At 36.7% G+C, this 17,648-nt stretch carries 23 protein-coding genes; 21 read left to right on the forward strand and 2 right to left on the reverse strand.

What is annotated here, in order from left to right:
• Nucleotides 1-260 precede the first annotated feature (260 nt).
• The gene (locus tag GCQ56_RS02000; protein ID WP_152732721.1) at nt 261-2,579 is read right to left on the reverse strand and encodes an ATP-dependent helicase; all 2,319 of its coding nucleotides are present in this window, start codon (nt 2,577-2,579) and stop codon (nt 261-263) included.
• Between the two features lie 174 nt (nt 2,580-2,753).
• On the opposite strand from GCQ56_RS02000, the gene GCQ56_RS02005 reads away from it, so the two are divergent.
• Nucleotides 2,754-4,100, forward strand: coding sequence for a gliding motility-associated C-terminal domain-containing protein (locus GCQ56_RS02005; protein ID WP_152732722.1), 1,347 nt, complete (start codon nt 2,754-2,756; stop codon nt 4,098-4,100).
• Between the two features lie 127 nt (nt 4,101-4,227).
• Here GCQ56_RS02005 and GCQ56_RS02010 read toward each other — a convergent pair whose 3' ends face one another.
• A complete protein-coding gene (locus tag GCQ56_RS02010) occupies nt 4,228-6,384 on the reverse strand; it encodes a translation factor GTPase family protein (RefSeq protein ID WP_152732723.1) in 2,157 nt (718 codons plus the stop codon).
• A 409-nt stretch (nt 6,385-6,793) separates the two neighbouring features.
• Between GCQ56_RS02010 and rpsL the strand changes: the two genes are divergently transcribed.
• The 20 genes from rpsL to rplF all read left to right on the forward strand — a co-directional run bounded on the left by rpsL (nt 6,794) and on the right by rplF (nt 17,634).
• Complete coding sequence (rpsL, locus tag GCQ56_RS02015) at nt 6,794-7,171, forward strand: 30S ribosomal protein S12 (protein ID WP_054714004.1); 378 nt, start codon at nt 6,794-6,796, stop codon at nt 7,169-7,171.
• A 131-nt stretch (nt 7,172-7,302) separates the two neighbouring features.
• The gene (rpsG, locus tag GCQ56_RS02020; RefSeq protein ID WP_152732724.1) at nt 7,303-7,779 is read left to right on the forward strand and encodes a 30S ribosomal protein S7; all 477 of its coding nucleotides are present in this window, start codon (nt 7,303-7,305) and stop codon (nt 7,777-7,779) included.
• A 31-nt stretch (nt 7,780-7,810) separates the two neighbouring features.
• Nucleotides 7,811-9,925: an elongation factor G gene (gene fusA, locus GCQ56_RS02025; RefSeq protein ID WP_152732725.1), complete on the forward strand. Its 2,115-nt coding sequence runs from the start codon at nt 7,811-7,813 to the stop codon at nt 9,923-9,925.
• Between the two features lie 28 nt (nt 9,926-9,953).
• Nucleotides 9,954-10,259, forward strand: coding sequence for a 30S ribosomal protein S10 (gene rpsJ / locus GCQ56_RS02030; RefSeq protein ID WP_110361030.1), 306 nt, complete (start codon nt 9,954-9,956; stop codon nt 10,257-10,259).
• A gap of 37 nt (nt 10,260-10,296) precedes the next feature.
• On the forward strand, nt 10,297-10,914 hold the full coding sequence (gene rplC, locus GCQ56_RS02035; protein WP_152732726.1) for a 50S ribosomal protein L3: 618 nt from the start codon (nt 10,297-10,299) through the stop codon (nt 10,912-10,914).
• On the forward strand, nt 10,914-11,546 hold the full coding sequence (gene rplD / locus GCQ56_RS02040) for a 50S ribosomal protein L4 (RefSeq protein ID WP_152732727.1): 633 nt from the start codon (nt 10,914-10,916) through the stop codon (nt 11,544-11,546). The genes rplC and rplD overlap by 1 nt, the downstream gene beginning before the upstream one ends.
• Nucleotides 11,547-11,556: 10 nt before the next feature.
• Nucleotides 11,557-11,847 carry a 50S ribosomal protein L23 gene (rplW, locus tag GCQ56_RS02045; RefSeq protein ID WP_120238562.1) on the forward strand — a complete coding sequence of 97 codons (291 nt, stop codon included), beginning with the start codon at nt 11,557-11,559 and terminating at the stop codon, nt 11,845-11,847.
• 6 nt (nt 11,848-11,853) lie between these two features.
• Nucleotides 11,854-12,678, forward strand: a complete 825-nt coding sequence (gene rplB / locus GCQ56_RS02050) for a 50S ribosomal protein L2 (protein WP_152732728.1) — start codon at nt 11,854-11,856, stop codon at nt 12,676-12,678.
• A gap of 19 nt (nt 12,679-12,697) precedes the next feature.
• Nucleotides 12,698-12,967 carry a 30S ribosomal protein S19 gene (gene rpsS / locus GCQ56_RS02055; RefSeq protein WP_152732729.1) on the forward strand — a complete coding sequence of 90 codons (270 nt, stop codon included), beginning with the start codon at nt 12,698-12,700 and terminating at the stop codon, nt 12,965-12,967.
• Between the two features lie 41 nt (nt 12,968-13,008).
• Nucleotides 13,009-13,428 (forward strand): 50S ribosomal protein L22, encoded by a 420-nt coding sequence (gene rplV, locus GCQ56_RS02060; protein ID WP_152732730.1) that lies wholly within the window; start codon nt 13,009-13,011, stop codon nt 13,426-13,428.
• A gap of 5 nt (nt 13,429-13,433) precedes the next feature.
• Nucleotides 13,434-14,144, forward strand: a complete 711-nt coding sequence (rpsC, locus tag GCQ56_RS02065) for a 30S ribosomal protein S3 (protein ID WP_152732731.1) — start codon at nt 13,434-13,436, stop codon at nt 14,142-14,144.
• A 26-nt stretch (nt 14,145-14,170) separates the two neighbouring features.
• Nucleotides 14,171-14,602 carry a 50S ribosomal protein L16 gene (rplP, locus tag GCQ56_RS02070; protein ID WP_152732732.1) on the forward strand — a complete coding sequence of 144 codons (432 nt, stop codon included), beginning with the start codon at nt 14,171-14,173 and terminating at the stop codon, nt 14,600-14,602.
• A 2-nt stretch (nt 14,603-14,604) separates the two neighbouring features.
• Nucleotides 14,605-14,802 carry a 50S ribosomal protein L29 gene (gene rpmC, locus GCQ56_RS02075; protein WP_152732733.1) on the forward strand — a complete coding sequence of 66 codons (198 nt, stop codon included), beginning with the start codon at nt 14,605-14,607 and terminating at the stop codon, nt 14,800-14,802.
• 4 nt (nt 14,803-14,806) lie between these two features.
• Entirely contained in the window at nt 14,807-15,064 is a 258-nt protein-coding gene (gene rpsQ, locus GCQ56_RS02080) for a 30S ribosomal protein S17 (protein ID WP_366139665.1), read from the forward strand.
• 2 nt (nt 15,065-15,066) lie between these two features.
• Nucleotides 15,067-15,432 (forward strand): 50S ribosomal protein L14, encoded by a 366-nt coding sequence (gene rplN / locus GCQ56_RS02085; RefSeq protein ID WP_152732735.1) that lies wholly within the window; start codon nt 15,067-15,069, stop codon nt 15,430-15,432.
• Nucleotides 15,433-15,451: 19 nt separating this feature from the next.
• Nucleotides 15,452-15,769 carry a 50S ribosomal protein L24 gene (gene rplX, locus GCQ56_RS02090; RefSeq protein WP_152732736.1) on the forward strand — a complete coding sequence of 106 codons (318 nt, stop codon included), beginning with the start codon at nt 15,452-15,454 and terminating at the stop codon, nt 15,767-15,769.
• Nucleotides 15,769-16,323 carry a 50S ribosomal protein L5 gene (rplE, locus tag GCQ56_RS02095; RefSeq protein ID WP_152732737.1) on the forward strand — a complete coding sequence of 185 codons (555 nt, stop codon included), beginning with the start codon at nt 15,769-15,771 and terminating at the stop codon, nt 16,321-16,323. The genes rplX and rplE overlap by 1 nt, the downstream gene beginning before the upstream one ends.
• Before the next feature lie 4 nt (nt 16,324-16,327).
• A complete protein-coding gene (rpsN, locus tag GCQ56_RS02100) occupies nt 16,328-16,597 on the forward strand; it encodes a 30S ribosomal protein S14 (RefSeq protein WP_152732738.1) in 270 nt (89 codons plus the stop codon).
• Between the two features lie 70 nt (nt 16,598-16,667).
• Nucleotides 16,668-17,063, forward strand: a complete 396-nt coding sequence (gene rpsH / locus GCQ56_RS02105) for a 30S ribosomal protein S8 (protein WP_152732739.1) — start codon at nt 16,668-16,670, stop codon at nt 17,061-17,063.
• Nucleotides 17,064-17,079: 16 nt separating this feature from the next.
• On the forward strand, nt 17,080-17,634 hold the full coding sequence (gene rplF / locus GCQ56_RS02110; RefSeq protein ID WP_152732740.1) for a 50S ribosomal protein L6: 555 nt from the start codon (nt 17,080-17,082) through the stop codon (nt 17,632-17,634).
• The last annotated feature ends 14 nt before the right edge of the window (nt 17,635-17,648 follow it).

Here is a 17,648-nt window from a genome sequence, read left to right on the forward strand (position 1 = left end):
TTGTGTTAATTTTCGGTAATATAATTATTGTTCCAACTGGTACTTTATATCATAGTAATGCTAAAGCACTCTTTTATACCAAAAAAAATTGATGTCTGTTTTTCAATTATTCGGAGTGACTATGAACTTGTCGGTTAAATTACTATTGAAGAATAATGAAATTTTTAAGTACCATTTTTGGTAATCGACAAATTCAGAAAGTCTTAGAACTCATTACAAATGTATATGTTTTCTTGTTCCGATACAAATTGTGACAACAATTATCCTACTATTTTAAGTTTCGCAAATTTTAATAACAGTTGTTTTTGTCCAACGGTTTGGAAAAATACGGTTGCTTTAATGTTAGGTTTATTGCCTTCCATTTGCAGAACTTTACCTTTTCCGAAACGCTGATGCTCAACAACCATACCCGGTTGAATCAATTCAGGATCAGAAGGAGTAAAGTTAGGATCTGTATTTTTATTCGTACTCAGCTTAGTACGAGATAGTGGCTTGGTAAGTTTGGGTTTTGATGAGAAACTTTTTTTCTGTTGGAATCTTCCAGATTGACTTGGAACTTCATATTCAGATTGACTGTTGTAATTATCTGAGCCATTTCCAGAGAATGCAGGGGCTTCTTCGTAACCAAATTCCAAAAATCTTTCATCAATTTCCCGAATGAAACGACTTGGGCGTGGATAACTCATATTTCCCCACTTGTATCTCGATTTAGCAAATGAAAGCGTTGCTCTTTTTTCAGCTCGGGTAAGAGCTACATAAAACAGGCGTCTTTCTTCTTCTAGCTCTTGCGAAGTGCTGGTTGCCATTTGCGAAGGGAACAATTCTTCTTCCAATCCAACAATAAACAGATACTTAAATTCTAGACCTTTTGCCGAGTGAATCGTCATTAAGGTCACTTTGTCACGATCTTCATCTTTATCGTTATCCTGATCGGTCAGTAGAGCAACATCTTCAAGAAAATTAGGAAGGTGTAATTCTTTTCCTTCTTCCAGTGCATTTTGTGTGAACTCCTGTATACCGTTTAAAAGTTCCTGAATGTTTTCATGACGAGATACACCTTCAGGTGATCTGTCGTTATACATTTCTTTAATGATACCCGTTGTGTTGGCAATATTATTTGCCAGATCGAAAGCAGATTCAGTTTGCAATTGACTTTGGAAGCCTTTAATTAAATTGGTAAACTTTGTAAGTTTTGAAATTGTACCAGCATTTAATCCGTATGATCGATTCTGCAAATCACAAATAATATCCCACATGCTGCTAGCATTTTGAGCTGCTGCATCCTGAATTTTACTTATGGTTGTCGCACCAATACCTCTTTTAGGATAATTGATAACCCTTTTTATAGCTTCTTCGTCATTTGGGTTTACTGTCATTCTGCAGTAAGCCAAAAGGTCTTTAATTTCCTTCCGTTGATAAAAAGAAAGACCACCATATATTTTATAAGGTAAATTTAATTTTCGCAAGGATTCCTCAAAAATTCTGGATTGAGCGTTGGTTCTGTATAGAATTGCAAAATCCTGATAAAGACAATGCTCTCTCATTCTGGTTTCGAAAATATCGTTGGCTACCAAATAGCCTTCTTCGTGATCCGTTAATGCTTTAACAACTTTAATTTTATCACCTATATCGTTCTCCGAAAAAGAAACTTTTTTTATCTGCCCCTTATTTTTGTGAATAACACTATTGGCAGCATTTACAATATTTTGTGTCGATCTGTAATTCTGCTCCAGCTTATACAATTTATAATTAGGATAATCATTACGGAAGTTTAAAATATTCTCAATTTTTGCTCCACGAAACGAATAAATACTTTGGGCATCGTCACCAACAACACAAACATTTTTATGATTCTCGGCTAATTTTTTCACAATTAAATACTGAGAGTAATTCGTATCCTGATACTCATCCACCAAAACATATTTGAACTTATCCTGATATTTTGCTAAAACTTCGGGTTTGGTTTTAAACAAGATATTAGTTTGAAGCAGTAAATCATCAAAGTCCATTGCGTTGGCTTTGCGACAACGCTGACTATATTTTTTATAGATTTCGAAAATTAACGGACGACGAGCTTGAGCATCTATTTTTTGAGCGTTAGCGTTTTGCGCATAAGCATTGGCAGTTACTAAGTTATTTTTTGCAGAAGAGATACGATTTTGAACTTCGTTGGCTTTATAAACCTTATCATCCAATTGCATCTCTTTAATAATGGCACGATATAAATTTCGAGAATCCTGTGTGTCGTAAATTGTAAAATTAGAATCAAAACCAAGATGTTCTGCTTCGTAACGTAAAATTTTGGAGAAAATGGAGTGAAATGTTCCCATCCACAAACTTTGAGCTTCTTGTGGTCCAACTACTGCTGCAATTCTGTCTTTCATTTCTCTTGCAGCTTTGTTGGTAAAGGTTAATGCCAAAATTGAATATGGTTTAACACCTTTGTTTAGCAAGTGAGCAATTCTATAAGTCAATACCCTGGTTTTTCCCGAACCAGCACCTGCTATAACCAGCGATGCACCTGTAATGTTTTCAACAGCTTCTCTTTGAACGGGGTTCAACTCATTTAAATATTCCATTCTCGTCATTTAATTTTACGGTCATTTTCGACTGTCAAAAATAATACTTGTAACTTAAATTTCTGTTGTTTTTCGAAATTAAGCGATAAGATAATTCATTAATATGGAATTATCGACTTAATTTTTTTTAATATTGTAAATTACGATACATCATAAAACCAGTCATAGATAAAGATGAAACTCAATTTAGATTTACGCTATTTTTTAAGACTACGCAGCTTAGTATTTATTTTATTGGCTCTGTTGATATCTGGTCAAGTATTTTCTCAGATATCCTCACAGCCTGCAAGTTATAGAGCTTTGACCAAGTATACAGGCACTCCTCAGGACTCAATTTTTGTTTTTTGTGATAATATTGGAACTGGAGTAGGAGAACTGAAAGCTGATTCTCCTGATGGAACAACTGGTTGGACTTTTACTTGGACAAAGTGGGACGAAACTTCTACTGATTTTTCAATTCCTGTAATTGTTGAAAATGGACAGAGTTCTATTGTTACCAATTTAACAGATGGTAGATATCAGGTTTTGATGTCGAAGAGTGGGGAAGCTGAGGAGATAGACCAGGCTTGGGTTTTAAATAATTCGAATACAAAACCAGTGTTAAATCTTAATAAATTAGATTGTGTTGGAGTGCATTTTTCTGCGGAGTTTACCCCGATTGATCTTGAGTACTATGATGTAGGTGATATGCCTAATAAAAGAAGCGTTATTCCTAAACTTGATGAAAAGACAGTTAAGTTTGAAATGTTGAGTGTTAGTGAGGATCCGCTAAGTTCAAGCGAAAAGTTTTTTAATCCACCCTTCAATCAAATAAATAAAAGTTTCATAGATCAAGAGGCTTTTGAGGATGAACGAGCATACACTATGTTAGTTATAGATCAATATGGTTGTGAGTTTAAATCTGATGTAATAAATTCCGTTACTTATGCGGTAAAAGCGGAGTTTACATATGACCCTAAAGATGGAGAAGCCCCTTTGGACGTTACATTTACAAATACTTCAGTAAATGCAACGGAATATGAATGGTTTTTATTTCAAGATTTTGATAGAATTGTAGATGAGGTAACGGAGGACGAGGATAAATTGCTAACAGAAGGTGTGTTAACCGACAAGGATATTGATCTATTTACATACCTGCATCCAGGTAAATACTTTGTCAAGCTAAAAGTAAAATCTGATAAGGGACCTGAAGTTTGTACTGATGAATATTATCTAGAAGCTGAAGGTGAGCAAATTGTTGTTGATCCTTCTTTGGTGGATGCAGCCAATTATTTTATCCCTAGTAAACATGGGAAATGGATTATTAAAACTCAGTCTTTAAAGAGTTTTAATGCTATTATATTTAATAGATGGGGAAGAATCGTATATGAATGGAAAGATCAGACGGATAGTTGGGATGGTAAAGTAAATGGTAAGATGGCAACACCAGGAACTTATTTCTATGTAATCACCGCCGTTGGTAGTGAAGAGGAACCTAAAAAATATACTAAGAAGGGCTCCTTTATGCTGATAAGAAAATAAAGAACTTAGAGTAATACAGATAAGCAGTACTCAAATTTGGGTACTCAATTTTTTTTGAAAAGTAATTGATAGAAATAATAAAACCGCCTCGATGGAGACGGTTTTTAAAGTTAGTATGTTCTATGAATTATGCTTCTGCAGTTTCTTCTTCGTATGCAGCTAGTAATTCTTGCTGAACATCAGCAGGAACTTTTTCATATTCGGCAAACTTCATGGTAAACTGAGCTCTACCACCTGTTAAAGAACTAAGAGATGTTGAATATTTATTCATCTCTTTAAGCGGAGCTTTAGCAATAATTTTTTGGAATCCTTTTTCGGCTTCCATACCCATAATCATTGCGCGACGAGTTTGAAGATCGCTCATAACATCACCCATCCTGTCTTCAGGAACCAGTACTTCTATATCGTAAACAGGCTCAAGAATTTTAGGACCAGCATTTTTAAATGCAGCACTAAAAGCATGGCGCCCGGCTAATTTAAATGAAATTTCATTTGAATCAACTGCGTGCATTTTTCCATCGTAAACAACAACTCTAATGTCTCGGGCATAAGAACCTGTTAACGGACCTTCATCCATTTTTTCCATAACACCTTTCATGATAGCAGGAAGGAATCTTGTGTCAATAGCACCACCAACAATACAGTTGCAGAATACCAATTTACCACCCCAATTTAATTCATGTACTTCTGTTCCTCTTAAGTTAACTTTAAGTTCTTTTCCATTTACATTGTACATTACAGGATCTGGCATTCCTTCTTCGAATGGCTCAATTAGCAAGTGAACTTCTCCGAATTGACCAGAGCCACCCGACTGTTTTTTATGACGATAATCTGCTTGAGCTAATTTGGTAATCGTTTCACGATATGGAATTTTAGGCTTCATAAATTCGATTTCCATTTTATCGTTATGAAGCAATCTCCATCGTAAAGTATTCATGTGAAATTCACCCTGACCATGTAATAAGATTTGCTTGAGTTCTTTTGAGTACTCAATAAGAATTGTAGGATCTTCCTCGTGAATTCTGTGAAGTAATTCACCTAATTTTTCTTCATCACCTTCATCTTTAGCTTTAACTGCAGTTCTGAATTTTGGTTCTGGAAATTCTATTTCTTTATATGTGAAATCACAATCTTTACAGTTTAATGTATGATTGTTTTTTGTGTTTTTCAATTTTACGGTTGCTCCGATATCTCCGGCTACAAGTTCCGAAACTCTTTCTCTGTTTCTACCTGCTACCAAATACAATTGAGATAATCTTTCCTTGGTGCTATTATTGATATTTGTTAAATCATCACCTTCTTTAACTTTACCCGAAATAACTTTGAAATAACTTACCTCTCCAATATGAGGTTCCATTGATGTTTTAAACACGAATAATGAAGTTGGAGCATTTGGGTCGCATTTTGCTTCGCGTCCACTTACAGTTGGGATAGCTGGCATTTCAGTAACAAAAGGAACAATATTTCCTATAAATTCCATCAAACGTCTAACTCCCATATCTTTTTTAGCAGATATACAGAATACGGGGAATAAATCACCGGCAATCATGCCTTTTTTGATTCCTTCGCGCATTTCGTCTTCGGTTAAGGTTCCTTTATCGAAATACAATTCCATTAGGGCTTCATCATTCTCTGCTGCCGATTCTACTAATTCGTTGTGTAATTCGTCAGCTTTTTCTTTTTCTGAATCGGGAACGTCAAGAATTTGAGGTTCGCCTCCGTCTGGTCCCCACTGGTACATTTTCATTTTTAATACATCAACAACAGCATTAAAGTTTTCGCCAACGTTTACAGGATATTGTACAATAGTTACTTTATTGCCAAAATTGGTTTTTGCGGAGTCAATGGATTGTTCAAAATTTGCTTTGTCATGATCCAGTTGGTTCACAACAAAAATAAGAGGAGTGTTTAATGCTGCGGCTCTTCTTCCTATAATTTCGGTTCCCACCTCAATTCCATGCTGAGCATTAATAAGCATCAAACCTGTATCGGTTACATTTAATGCTGAAATAACGCCACCTGAAAAATCGTCAGCACCTGGTGTATCAATAAAATTGATTTTTTTATCAAGCCACTCTGTGTATAATACAGTTGAAAATACTGAGTTACCATATTCATGCTCTACCGGATTATAATCAGAAACGGTGTTATTATCTTCCACGTTTCCGCGTCTTGTAATAACACCGCCTTCAAATAACATAGACTCGGCAAGGGTAGTTTTACCCGAGCCGGCATTGCCAATGAGGGCGATGTTCTTAATTTCATTTGATTGATAAACTTTCATAATGGTAATTTTTTGGGTTTATATTATGAGTTATCTCACCGAGTAAAGGTTAGGCTCGGATTATAACTTGGTTTTAAGGCTTACCAAATTAATTAACTTTTTAATAATAAACAATACGTATCTGATACTTAGATTCATTAAGAATTGACAAGAAGAAAAAATGGTTGTATTTTTGTTTTTATCTCTTGATTTTTCTACGTGGATTCAGGGATTAGAGGAGATATTTTAAACTACTTATTTTTTTGGTAGATAATAACTTGTCTTTATTAAAGGCTTTTCTTACCTTTGTGCGCTGATTTCAAGGGTATTTTGCAAATTGCAATGGTTCTGCTATTGTTTTTTGTAAATAAATAATACCTTTGCAAACCAATTTGTTAAAATATATTTAATTAAAAAAGTAATTGTTAATATGCCTACAATTCAACAGTTAGTTAGAAAAGGAAGAACCAAGCTTCAAGAGAAAAGCAAGGCTCCGGCATTGGATTCTTGTCCTCAGAGAAGAGGGGTTTGCGTACGTGTGTACACAACTACACCTAAGAAGCCTAACTCGGCTATGCGTAAAGTAGCTCGTGTTAGATTGACTAACGGAAAAGAAGTGAATGCTTACATTCCAGGAGAAGGACACAATTTGCAAGAGCACTCGATCGTATTGATCAGAGGTGGTCGTGTAAAAGACCTTCCAGGTGTAAGATATCACCTTGTTCGTGGTGCTCTTGATGCTTCAGGAGTAGAAGGTCGTATGCAGCGTCGTTCTAAGTATGGTACAAAGAGACCAAAGAAAAAGTAGTTGAAATCTAGTTTGTAACTGTAGGAGTTATAGTTTATGTGTTGTTCCCACTAGGTTGAGTAAATAGTCGAGAGACTGTTGAAGACGCACAATGGGCAGCTAACATACGAATAGCTCGTAAACTAAAAGAAATGAGAAAATCGAGACCTAAAAAAAGGATTTTGTTACCAGACCCAAAATTTAATGATGTTTTGGTAACAAGATTTATTAATGACTTGATGGTTGATGGTAAGAAAAATCTTGCCTTCAAAGTATTTTATGATGCTTTGGATATCGTTAAGGCTAAGACAGAAAAACTAGAGAAATCTCCTCTTGAGATTTGGAAGAAAGCTCTAGAGAACATTACTCCTGGTGTTGAGGTGAAGAGTCGCCGTGTTGGTGGTGCTACATTTCAGGTTCCAATGGAGATTCGTCCTGAAAGAAAAGTGTCTATTTCTATTAAGAATATGATTCTTTTTGCTCGTAAGAGATCTGGTAAGTCTATGGCAGAGAAATTATCTGCAGAAATCATCGCTGGTTTCAATGAAGAAGGTGGAGCTTACAAGAAGAAAGAGGATACTCATAGAATGGCTGAAGCTAACCGTGCTTTCGCTCACTTTAGATTTTAATAATTGTTTAAGCAATTAGAGGATAAAGAAAATGGCTAAGAGAGATTTAAATTTTACCAGAAACATTGGTATCATGGCACACATCGACGCCGGTAAGACAACAACTACCGAGCGTATTTTGTATTATACAGGGGTGTCTCACAAAATTGGTGAGGTACACGATGGTGCAGCTACAATGGACTGGATGGAGCAAGAGCAGGAAAGAGGTATTACCATTACTTCTGCGGCTACGACATGTTATTGGAATTACGATAGCAAAAAGTATCAGATTAACATTATTGACACACCGGGTCACGTTGACTTTACTGTAGAGGTAGAGCGTTCATTGCGTGTTCTTGATGGTGCTGTCGCATGTTTCTGTGCTGTAGGTGGTGTTGAAGCTCAGTCTGAGACTGTTTGGAGACAAGCTGACAAATATAGAGTTCCTCGTATGGGTTTTGTAAATAAGATGGACCGTTCTGGTGCTGACTTTTTCAAAGCTGTGCGTGAGGTTAAGGAAAAATTAGGTGCTAATCCTATTCCTATTCAAATTCCTATCGGATCAGAAGATACTTTCCGTGGTGTAATCGACTTGATTACTATGAAAGCTATCGTATGGTATGATGATGAGAATGGTACAAACTACACATTAGAAGATATTCCTGATCACTTGGTTGCTGATGCAAATGAGTGGAGAGAGACTTTAGTGGAGGCAGTTGCAGAGAATGATGAGGAATTGTTGGAAAGATTCTTTGAGGATCCAGAATCAATTACCGAAGATGAAATGTATGCTGTTATCCGTAAAGCTACTATCTCAATGGATATTGTTCCTATGCTATGTGGTTCTGCATTTAAAAATAAAGGTGTTCAGCGTTTGTTGGATGCAATTATTACTTATATGCCATCACCACTTGATGTAGAGGCTATTGTTGGAACTATTCCTGGAACTGATGAAGAAGTAGTTCGTCAACCAGATGCAGATGAGCCATTAGCTGCTTTAGCATTTAAAATTGCTACAGACCCATTCGTAGGTCGTTTAGCGTTTACGCGTATCTACTCAGGAGCTATTGATGCTGGATCATATGTATACAATACAAGATCTAACAATAAAGAGCGTATTTCTCGTTTGTATCAAATGCACTCGAATAAGCAAAATGCTATCGATCGTGTTGAGGCAGGTGATATTTGTGCTTGTGTAGGATTTAAAGATATTCGTACTGGAGATACTCTTTGTCAAAAAGAAACTCCAATCGAACTTGAATCAATGGATTTTCCAGATCCAGTAATCGGTATTGCTGTTGAGCCATTGACTCAAAAGGATGTTGATAAAATGGGTATGGCATTAGCTAAATTGGCTGAAGAGGATCCAACATTCCAGGTTAAGACTGATGAAGATTCGGGACAGACTGTTATTAGTGGTATGGGTGAACTTCACTTGGATATCATTATTGATCGTTTGAAGCGTGAATTTAAAGTTGAGTGTAACCAGGGCGCACCTCAGGTTGCATACAAAGAGGCTATCAAAGGTTCTGTTGATCACCGTCAGGTATTCAAAAAGCAGTCTGGTGGACGTGGTAAGTTTGCTGATATCCAATTCCGTTTGATGCCAGTTGATGCTGATTTCGAAGGTGAAGGATTGCAATTTGTTGATCAGATTAAAGGTGGTAATATTCCTAAGGAATTTGTTCCTTCGGTACAGAAGGGGTTCACTGAAGCAATGAAAAATGGTGTGTTAGCAGGTTACACTGTAGATACATTAAAAGTTGAGTTGTATGATGGATCTTTCCACCCAGTTGACTCGGATCAATTATCATTTGAGATGGCTGCTAAGCAAGGTTTCAAAGAAGCTTGTGCTAAAGCAAATCCAGTTCTTCTTGAGCCTATCATGAAGATGGAAGTTATCACTCCAGAGGAATATATGGGTGACATTATCGGTGACTTAAACAAACGTAGAGGTCAGGTAGAAGGTATGGAGTCGAAGCACGGAGCTCGTGTTGTAAACGCTAAAGTACCATTGTCTGAACAGTTTGGTTACGTTACTGTGTTGAGAACCTTATCTTCAGGTCGTGCAAACTCTTCAATGGAATTTTCTCACTTCGAAGAAGTACCAAAAGGTATTGCTAAAGAGGTTGTAGAGAATGCAAAGGGTAAAGTAGAATTATTATAATTATATCATCGTATAATATCTAAATAAGATGAGCCAAAAAATTAGAATTAAACTGAAATCTTACGATCACAACTTGGTTGACAAATCAGCTGAGAAAATCGTAAAGACAGTTAAGGCTACAGGTGCTGTTGTTAGCGGTCCAATTCCACTTCCAACTCACAAAAGAATTTTTACTGTTCTTCGTTCAACTTTCGTGAACAAGAAATCTAGAGAACAGTTTCAACTTTCTTCTTTCAAGCGTTTGATTGATATTTACAGTTCAACTGCAAATACTATCGATGCTTTGATGAAACTAGAGTTGCCTAGTGGAGTAGAAGTTGAAATTAAAGTTTGATAATCTGTAAGATTTATTTTTAAAAAAGTAAAGAGAAATGCCAGGATTAATTGGAAAAAAAATCGGAATGACTTCCGTTTACAGTGCCGAGGGAAAAAATATTCCATGCACTGTCATTGAGGCAGGTCCATGTGTTGTAACCCAGATCAAAACTATTGAGACTGATGGTTACGAAGCACTTCAGTTGGCTTTTGACGATAAAAAGGAAAAGCGAACAACTAAGGCGCTAGATGGGCACTTTAAAAAGGCAAACACAACTCCTAAGAAAAAGCTTGTTGAATTTTCTGAATTTGAAGCTGAGTACAAATTAGGAGAAACTGTTACTGTTGATATCTTCGAAGAGTCTGCTTTTGTAGATGTAACTGGAGTATCAAAAGGTAAAGGTTTCCAAGGGGTAGTAAAACGTCATGGTTTTGCCGGAGTAGGTGGCGCGACACACGGTCAGCATAACCGTCTGCGTGCTCCAGGTTCTATCGGTGCTGCATCTTACCCAGCTCGCGTATTTAAAGGCATGAGAATGGCTGGACGTACTGGTGGGGAAAATGTGAAGGTTCAAAATCTTCAGGTTCTTAAGGTAATTCCTGAGAACAACCTTATTTTAGTTAAAGGATCTCTTCCAGGGTCTAAAGGTTCATACGTAATTATTGAAAAGTAATGGAATTAGCGATTTTAAACACAGCTGGAGCAGATACTGGTAGAAAAATTGAGTTAAATGATTCAATTTTCGGCATCGAACCAAATGAACATGCTATTTACTTAGACGTGAAACAATTTCTTGCAAATCAGCGTCAAGGAACTCACAAGTCTAAAGAAAGAGCTGACATTTCTGGTAGTACTGCTAAGATAAAGAAACAAAAAGGTACTGGTACAGCGCGTGCTGGTAGCATTAAGTCACCTATCTTCAGAGGTGGAGGTCGTGTATTCGGTCCTCGCCCAAGAAACTACGGTTTCAAATTGAATAAAAAACTGAAGCAATTGGCTCGTAGATCTGCTTTAACAATCAAAGCTCAAAATGAAGCTTTAATGGTTGTTGAAGATTTCAATTTCGAAGCTGTTAAGACAAAAAGTTTTGTTGCTCTACAGAATAGTCTGAAAGTATCTGATAAAAAAGTACTTTTAGTTTTATCTGAAGATAATAAAAACATATATTTGTCTTCTCGTAATTTGAAGAATGTACAAGTTGTTCGTGTTTCTGACCTAGCAACCTATGACATTATGAAAGCTTCAACTTTGGTATTTGTAGAGAGCTCAGTAAAAGGGCTAGATGAAATGTTTAAACTAAACTAAGTTTAAAAAAATGGATATTTTAATTAAGCCAATCGTTACTGAGAAAATGACTGAACAAAGCGAAAAATTCAATCGCTTTGGTTTTGTTGTTAATCGTAGAGCGACAAAGATCGACATAAAGGCGGCAGTAGAATCAATGTACAATGTGAAAGTGGCATCTGTTAATACCATGAATTATCAGGGTAAGAAAAAGAGCCGTTTTACAAAAGCAGGTGCTATTGAAGGAAGAACTGCGTCTTTCAAGAAGGCGATCGTTACTTTAGTTGAAGGTGATAATATAGATTTTTATAGCAATATTTAATAGAAAATGGCTGTACGTAAATTAAAACCTGTAACTCCTGGTCAAAGAAATAAGATCTTAAATACCTTTGAGCAGGTAACTACAGACAAACCTGAGAAATCATTGTTAAGACCAATGAAGAAAACTGGTGGTAGAAATAACACCGGTAAGATGACAATGAGATATATAGGTGGTGGTCACAAGAGAAGATATCGAGTTATTGATTTCAAAAGAGACAAAGACGGGGTTCCTGCAAAAGTTGTTTCGATTGAGTACGATCCAAACCGTACTGCACGCATCGCATTACTTGTGTATGCTGACGGTGAGAAACGTTACATCATCGCACCAATTGGATTAGAAGTAGGACAGACTTTGGTTTCTGGAGAAAAAGTAGCTCCTGAAGTCGGAAATGCAATGCCATTATCTGATATCCCATTAGGTACAATAATTCATAATATTGAATTAAGACCCTCTCAAGGTGCTGTGATGGCTCGTAGCGCTGGTGCATATGCTCAACTTGTTTCAAGAGAAGGCAAATATGCATTTATCAAATTACCTTCTGGTGAAGTTCGAATGATTCTTGTAACCTGTAAGGCGACTATCGGAACTGTTTCTAATACTGACCATGCGTTAGAGAGAAGTGGTAAAGCCGGTCGTACTCGTTGGTTAGGTAGAAGACCTCGTGTTCGTGGTGTGGTAATGAACCCGGTTGATCACCCAATGGGTGGTGGTGAAGGTAAGTCTTCAGGTGGACACCCTCGTTCTAGAACAGGTGTGTTGGCTAAAGGGTTTAAAACTCGTGCCAAGAAGAATGCTTCTAATAAGTATATTGTTGAAAGAAGGAAAAAGTAATTTGATTAATTAGATTGTTATGAGTCGTTCATTAAAAAAAGGCCCTTTTATCGATTTCAAATTGGAGAAACGAGTATTGGAGCAAAACGAATCAGGTAAAAAGTCAGTGATGAAAACCTGGTCAAGACGTTCTATGATTTCTCCGGATTTCGTAGGTCACACAATTGCCGTTCACAACGGAAACAAATTCATTCCTGTTTATGTTACTGAAAACATGGTAGGTCATAAATTAGGTGAATTTGCGCCAACTCGTACTTTTAGAGGACATGCTGACAAGAAGAAACGCTAGTCGCATGTTAAGGTTTTAATTAACATTTTGAAATTGTAAAAATGGGTGCAAGAAAAAGAATAAAAGCAAACCAAATAAAGGAGGAAAATAAGAGCAAAGCATTTGCTAGCTTGAGAAATGTTCCTACTTCGCCTCGTAAAATGAGACTTGTTGCCGATATGGTAAGAGGTATGGAGGTGAACCGAGCTTTAGATGTGCTTCGTTTCAGTCCGAAAGAAGCATCAAGTCGCGTAGAAAAACTAGTGCTTTCTGCTATTGCCAACTGGCAAGCGAAGAATGAAGGTCAAAGAATTGAAGAGAGCGAATTATATATCAAAGAAATTTGTGTTGATTCAGCTCGAATTTTAAAGCGTCTTAGACCAGCTCCTCAAGGGAGAGCACATAGAATTAAGAAAAGATCAAATCATGTAACTATATTGTTAGGCAGCAAAACTGCTGAAGCTAATGATACTAAAGAATAGTTAGAATGGGACAAAAAGTAAATCCAATTGGAAATAGATTAGGAATCATCAGAGGATGGGATTCTAACTGGTTTGGTGGAAAAAACTACGGCGATAAGCTTGTTGAAGATACTAAAATTAGAAAGTACCTAAATGCTCGTTTAGCTAAGGCAAGTATTTCTAAAATCATTATCGAAAGAACTCTTAAATTAATCACTATCACTATCAACACTGCTCGTCCTGGTATTATTATCGGGAAAGGTGGTCAAGAAGTTGACAAGTTGAAAGAAGAGTTAAAGAAGATTACTGACAAAGAAGTACAAATTAACATCTTTGAAATTAAGCGTCCAGAAATGGATTCTGTAATCGTTGCTAATAATATTGCTCGTCAAATCGAAGGACGTATCGCCTACCGAAGAGCAATTAAGATGGCTATTGCTTCTACTATGAGAATGGGTGCTGAGGGAATCAAAGTTCAGATTTCCGGGCGTTTAAATGGAGCTGAGATGGCACGTTCTGAAATGTATAAAGAAGGACGTACTCCACTTCATACCTTAAGAGCTGATATCGATTATTGTCAGGCGGAAGCATTGACTACCTACGGGTTAATTGGTATCAAAGTTTGGATCTGTAAAGGAGAAGTTTACGGTAAGCGTGACCTAACTCCTAACGCTGGCATGAAAGATAGCCGTGGTCCAAAAGGAAAAGGTGGTTTTAATAGAAGAAAAAAGAAGTAGTCTTTAAATTTTAAAGAATTAGTACGATGTTACAACCAAAAAGGACAAAATTTAGAAGACAGCAAAAGGGAAGAATGAAAGGTGACGCAGGACGCGGAACTGAATTAGCATTCGGATCTTTTGGGATCAAGTCACTTGAAGAAAAGTGGATTACTGGTCGTCAAATTGAAGCTGCTCGTGTAGCAGTGACTCGATATATGCAAAGACAAGGTCAAATCTGGATCAGAGTATTTCCAGATAAGCCTATCACTAAGAAGCCTGCAGAGGTACGTATGGGTAAAGGTAAGGGTGCACCGGAAGGATTCGTTGCTGCTGTTTCACCAGGAAGAATGTTATTCGAGTGTGAAGGAGTACCTTTTGAAGTAGCTAAAGAGGCTTTACGTCTAGCTGCTCAAAAATTACCTGTTACTACAAAGTTTGTCGTAAGACGTGATTATGTTGAAAATTCAAATGATTAATCATGAAGAATTCAGAAATTAAAGAGTTAACAACACAGGAAATAGTAGAAAAGTTGGATGCCGAAAGAGCATCGTTAACTCGCTTCAGACTAAATCACGCTATTTCACCTTTGGAAAATCCTTTGCAAATTAAGGAAACGAGACGAAACGTTGCCAAATTGATGACAGAGTTACGTCAGAGACAATTAACTGAAAAGTAAAAAAGTGATGGAAAGAAATCTTAGAAAAGAGCGTATCGGGGTAGTGGTTAGCAATAAAATGGAGAAATCTATTACAATTGCAGTTCACACTAAGGAAAAACACCCAATTTATGGTAAGTTTGTGAACAAAACCAAGAAATTCACTGCTCATGACGAGGAAAACACCTGTAACGAAGGTGATACCGTAAAAATCATGGAAACCCGACCTTTAAGTAAAAATAAAAGTTGGAGATTAGTTGAAATTATTGAAAGAGCTAAGTAATCATGATACAAACAGAAAGTAGACTATTAGTAGCTGATAACAGCGGTGCAAAGGAAGTACTTTGTATACGTGTGTTAGGCGGTACCAAGAAACGCTATGCTTCAATTGGCGACAAAATTGTGGTTACCGTAAAGAACGCTATCGCCGGTTCCGAAATGAAAAAAGGAACAGTAACAAAAGCAGTTGTTGTTCGCACCAAAAAAGAGATTAGAAGACAAGACGGATCTTATATTCGCTTCGACGATAACGCATGTGTATTGTTGAATACTGCTGGTGAAATGAGAGGAACCCGTATTTTTGGACCTGTTGCAAGAGAGTTACGTGACACTGACATGAAGATCGTTTCTTTAGCACCAGAAGTTTTATAATCTTTGTAAACCAAGAACAATGAAGTTACATATTAAAAAAGGTGATACCGTAATTGTTAATTCTGGGGAATCAAAAGGTCAGGAAGGTAAAGTATTAGAAGTTCTTATTGACAAGCAACGTGCAGTTGTAGAAGGTGTTAATATGATTTCTAAGCATACTAAGCCAAATGCAGAGAATCCTCAGGGTGGTATCGTTAAAAGAGAAGCCCCAATTCACATTTCAAATTTGAATGTGAAAGATCCTTCAACAGGAAATGCTACTCGTATTGGTAGAAAAATGGGCGATGACAATAAATTAGTTAGATACTCTAAAAAGTCAGGGGAGGAGATTAAGTAATGAGCTATACACCGACTCTTAAAAAACAGTATGCAGAAGAAATCGTTCCATCTTTAATGAAGGAATTCGATTACAAAACTGTAATGCAAGCACCAAAATTAACGAAGATAGTAATTAATCAAGGTGTTGGTCAGGCGATTGCTGATAAAAAAGTACTTGAATTCTCTGTAAACGAGATCACTGCCATTACTGGACAGAAAGCTGTACAGACAATGTCTTCAAAAGATATTTCGAACTTTAAATTGCGTAAAGGTATGCCAATTGGTACTACTGTGACTTTACGTCGCGAGCGCATGTACGAATTTCTTGAGAAATTGGTTCGTGTTGCTTTACCACGTATTCGTGACTTTAGAGGTATCAAGAGCAAATTAGACGGTAGAGGTAACTATACTTTAGGTATCGAAGAGCAAATCATTTTCCCTGAAATCGTGTTGGACGAAATCAACAAGATTATGGGTATGAACATTACCTTCGTTACTACAGCTAATACCGACGAAGAAGCTTATGCTCTATTGAAAGAATTTGGATTACCATTTAAAAATCTAAAAAAATAAGACGATGGCTAAAGAATCAATGAAAGCTCGCGAAGTTAAGCGTCAAAAGTTAGTTGAAAAATACGCAGCTAAAAGAGCTAAACTTAAAGAGGAAGGCGATTATATCGCACTTAGTCGTTTGCCTAAAAACTCTTCACCTGTTCGTTTACACAACAGATGTAAGATTACTGGACGTCCTAAAGGATATATGAGACAATTCGGAGTTAGTCGTATCACCTTCCGTGAAATGGCATCTTCAGGTCTAATCCCAGGAGTAAAGAAGGCAAGTTGGTAATCAAATTTTTGTTATCAGAATTTTGTTAAATATTGTCCCGAGCAATCGGGATCAATTTAATTTTTATATAATGACAGATCCAATAGCAGATTTTCTTACACGTTTAAGAAATGCGATCATGGCAAACCACAAAGTTGTGGAATTGCCAGCATCGAACGTGAAAAAAGAAATGACAAAGATTCTTAAGGATAAAGGTTATATCCTTAACTACAAATTTGTAGATGATGGTGTCCAAGGAGTAATTAAAATTGCTCTAAAGTACCATCCAGAAACCAAAATCTCAGCAATCAAAGATCTTAAACGTGTGTCAAAACCAGGTTTGAGAAAATATTGCGGAGCTTTAGAATTACCTCGCGTACTTAACGGTTTAGGAATTGCGATTCTTTCTACTTCTCAGGGAGTAATGACTGACAAGGAAGCTCGTCAGAAGCATGTTGGTGGTGAAATATTGTGTTACGTTTATTAATTAAGGAGGATTAGAAATGTCACGAATTGGAAAATTACCTATCAATTTGCCTGCCGGAGTAAGCGTAACGGTAAATAAAGATAATTCAGTAGTAGTTAAAGGACCTAAAGGTGAATTAACACAACAAATTAATACCGAAATCAAGGTTTCTGTAGAAGATAATCGTATTGTTCTTGAGCGTCCTTCTGATCAGAATAAAGACAAAGCATTGCACGGTTTATACCGTTCTTTGTTGAACAACATGGTTGAGGGTGTTACTAATGGTTACAAAATCGAACAAGAGCTTGTAGGTGTAGGTTATAGAGCGACTTCTAAAGGTCAAATTTTAGAATTGGCTTTAGGTTACTCTCACTTGATCCACTTGGAAATTGCTCCAGAGGTTAAAGTAACTGCAGTTACTGAGAAGCGTGCAAACCCGATTATTACTCTTGAAAGTTGCGATAAGCAATTAGTAGGTCAGGTAGCTGCGAAGATCAGATCATTCAGAAAACCTGAACCATATAAAGGAAAAGGTGTTAAATTTGTTGGAGAGCAGCTTAGAAGAAAAGCTGGTAAATCTGCAGGTAAATAATTTCTAAAACAGTA

The organism is Marinifilum sp. N1E240, from assembly GCF_009295825.1.
GTDB classification, from domain to species: domain Bacteria; phylum Bacteroidota; class Bacteroidia; order Bacteroidales; family Marinifilaceae; genus Marinifilum_A; species Marinifilum_A sediminis.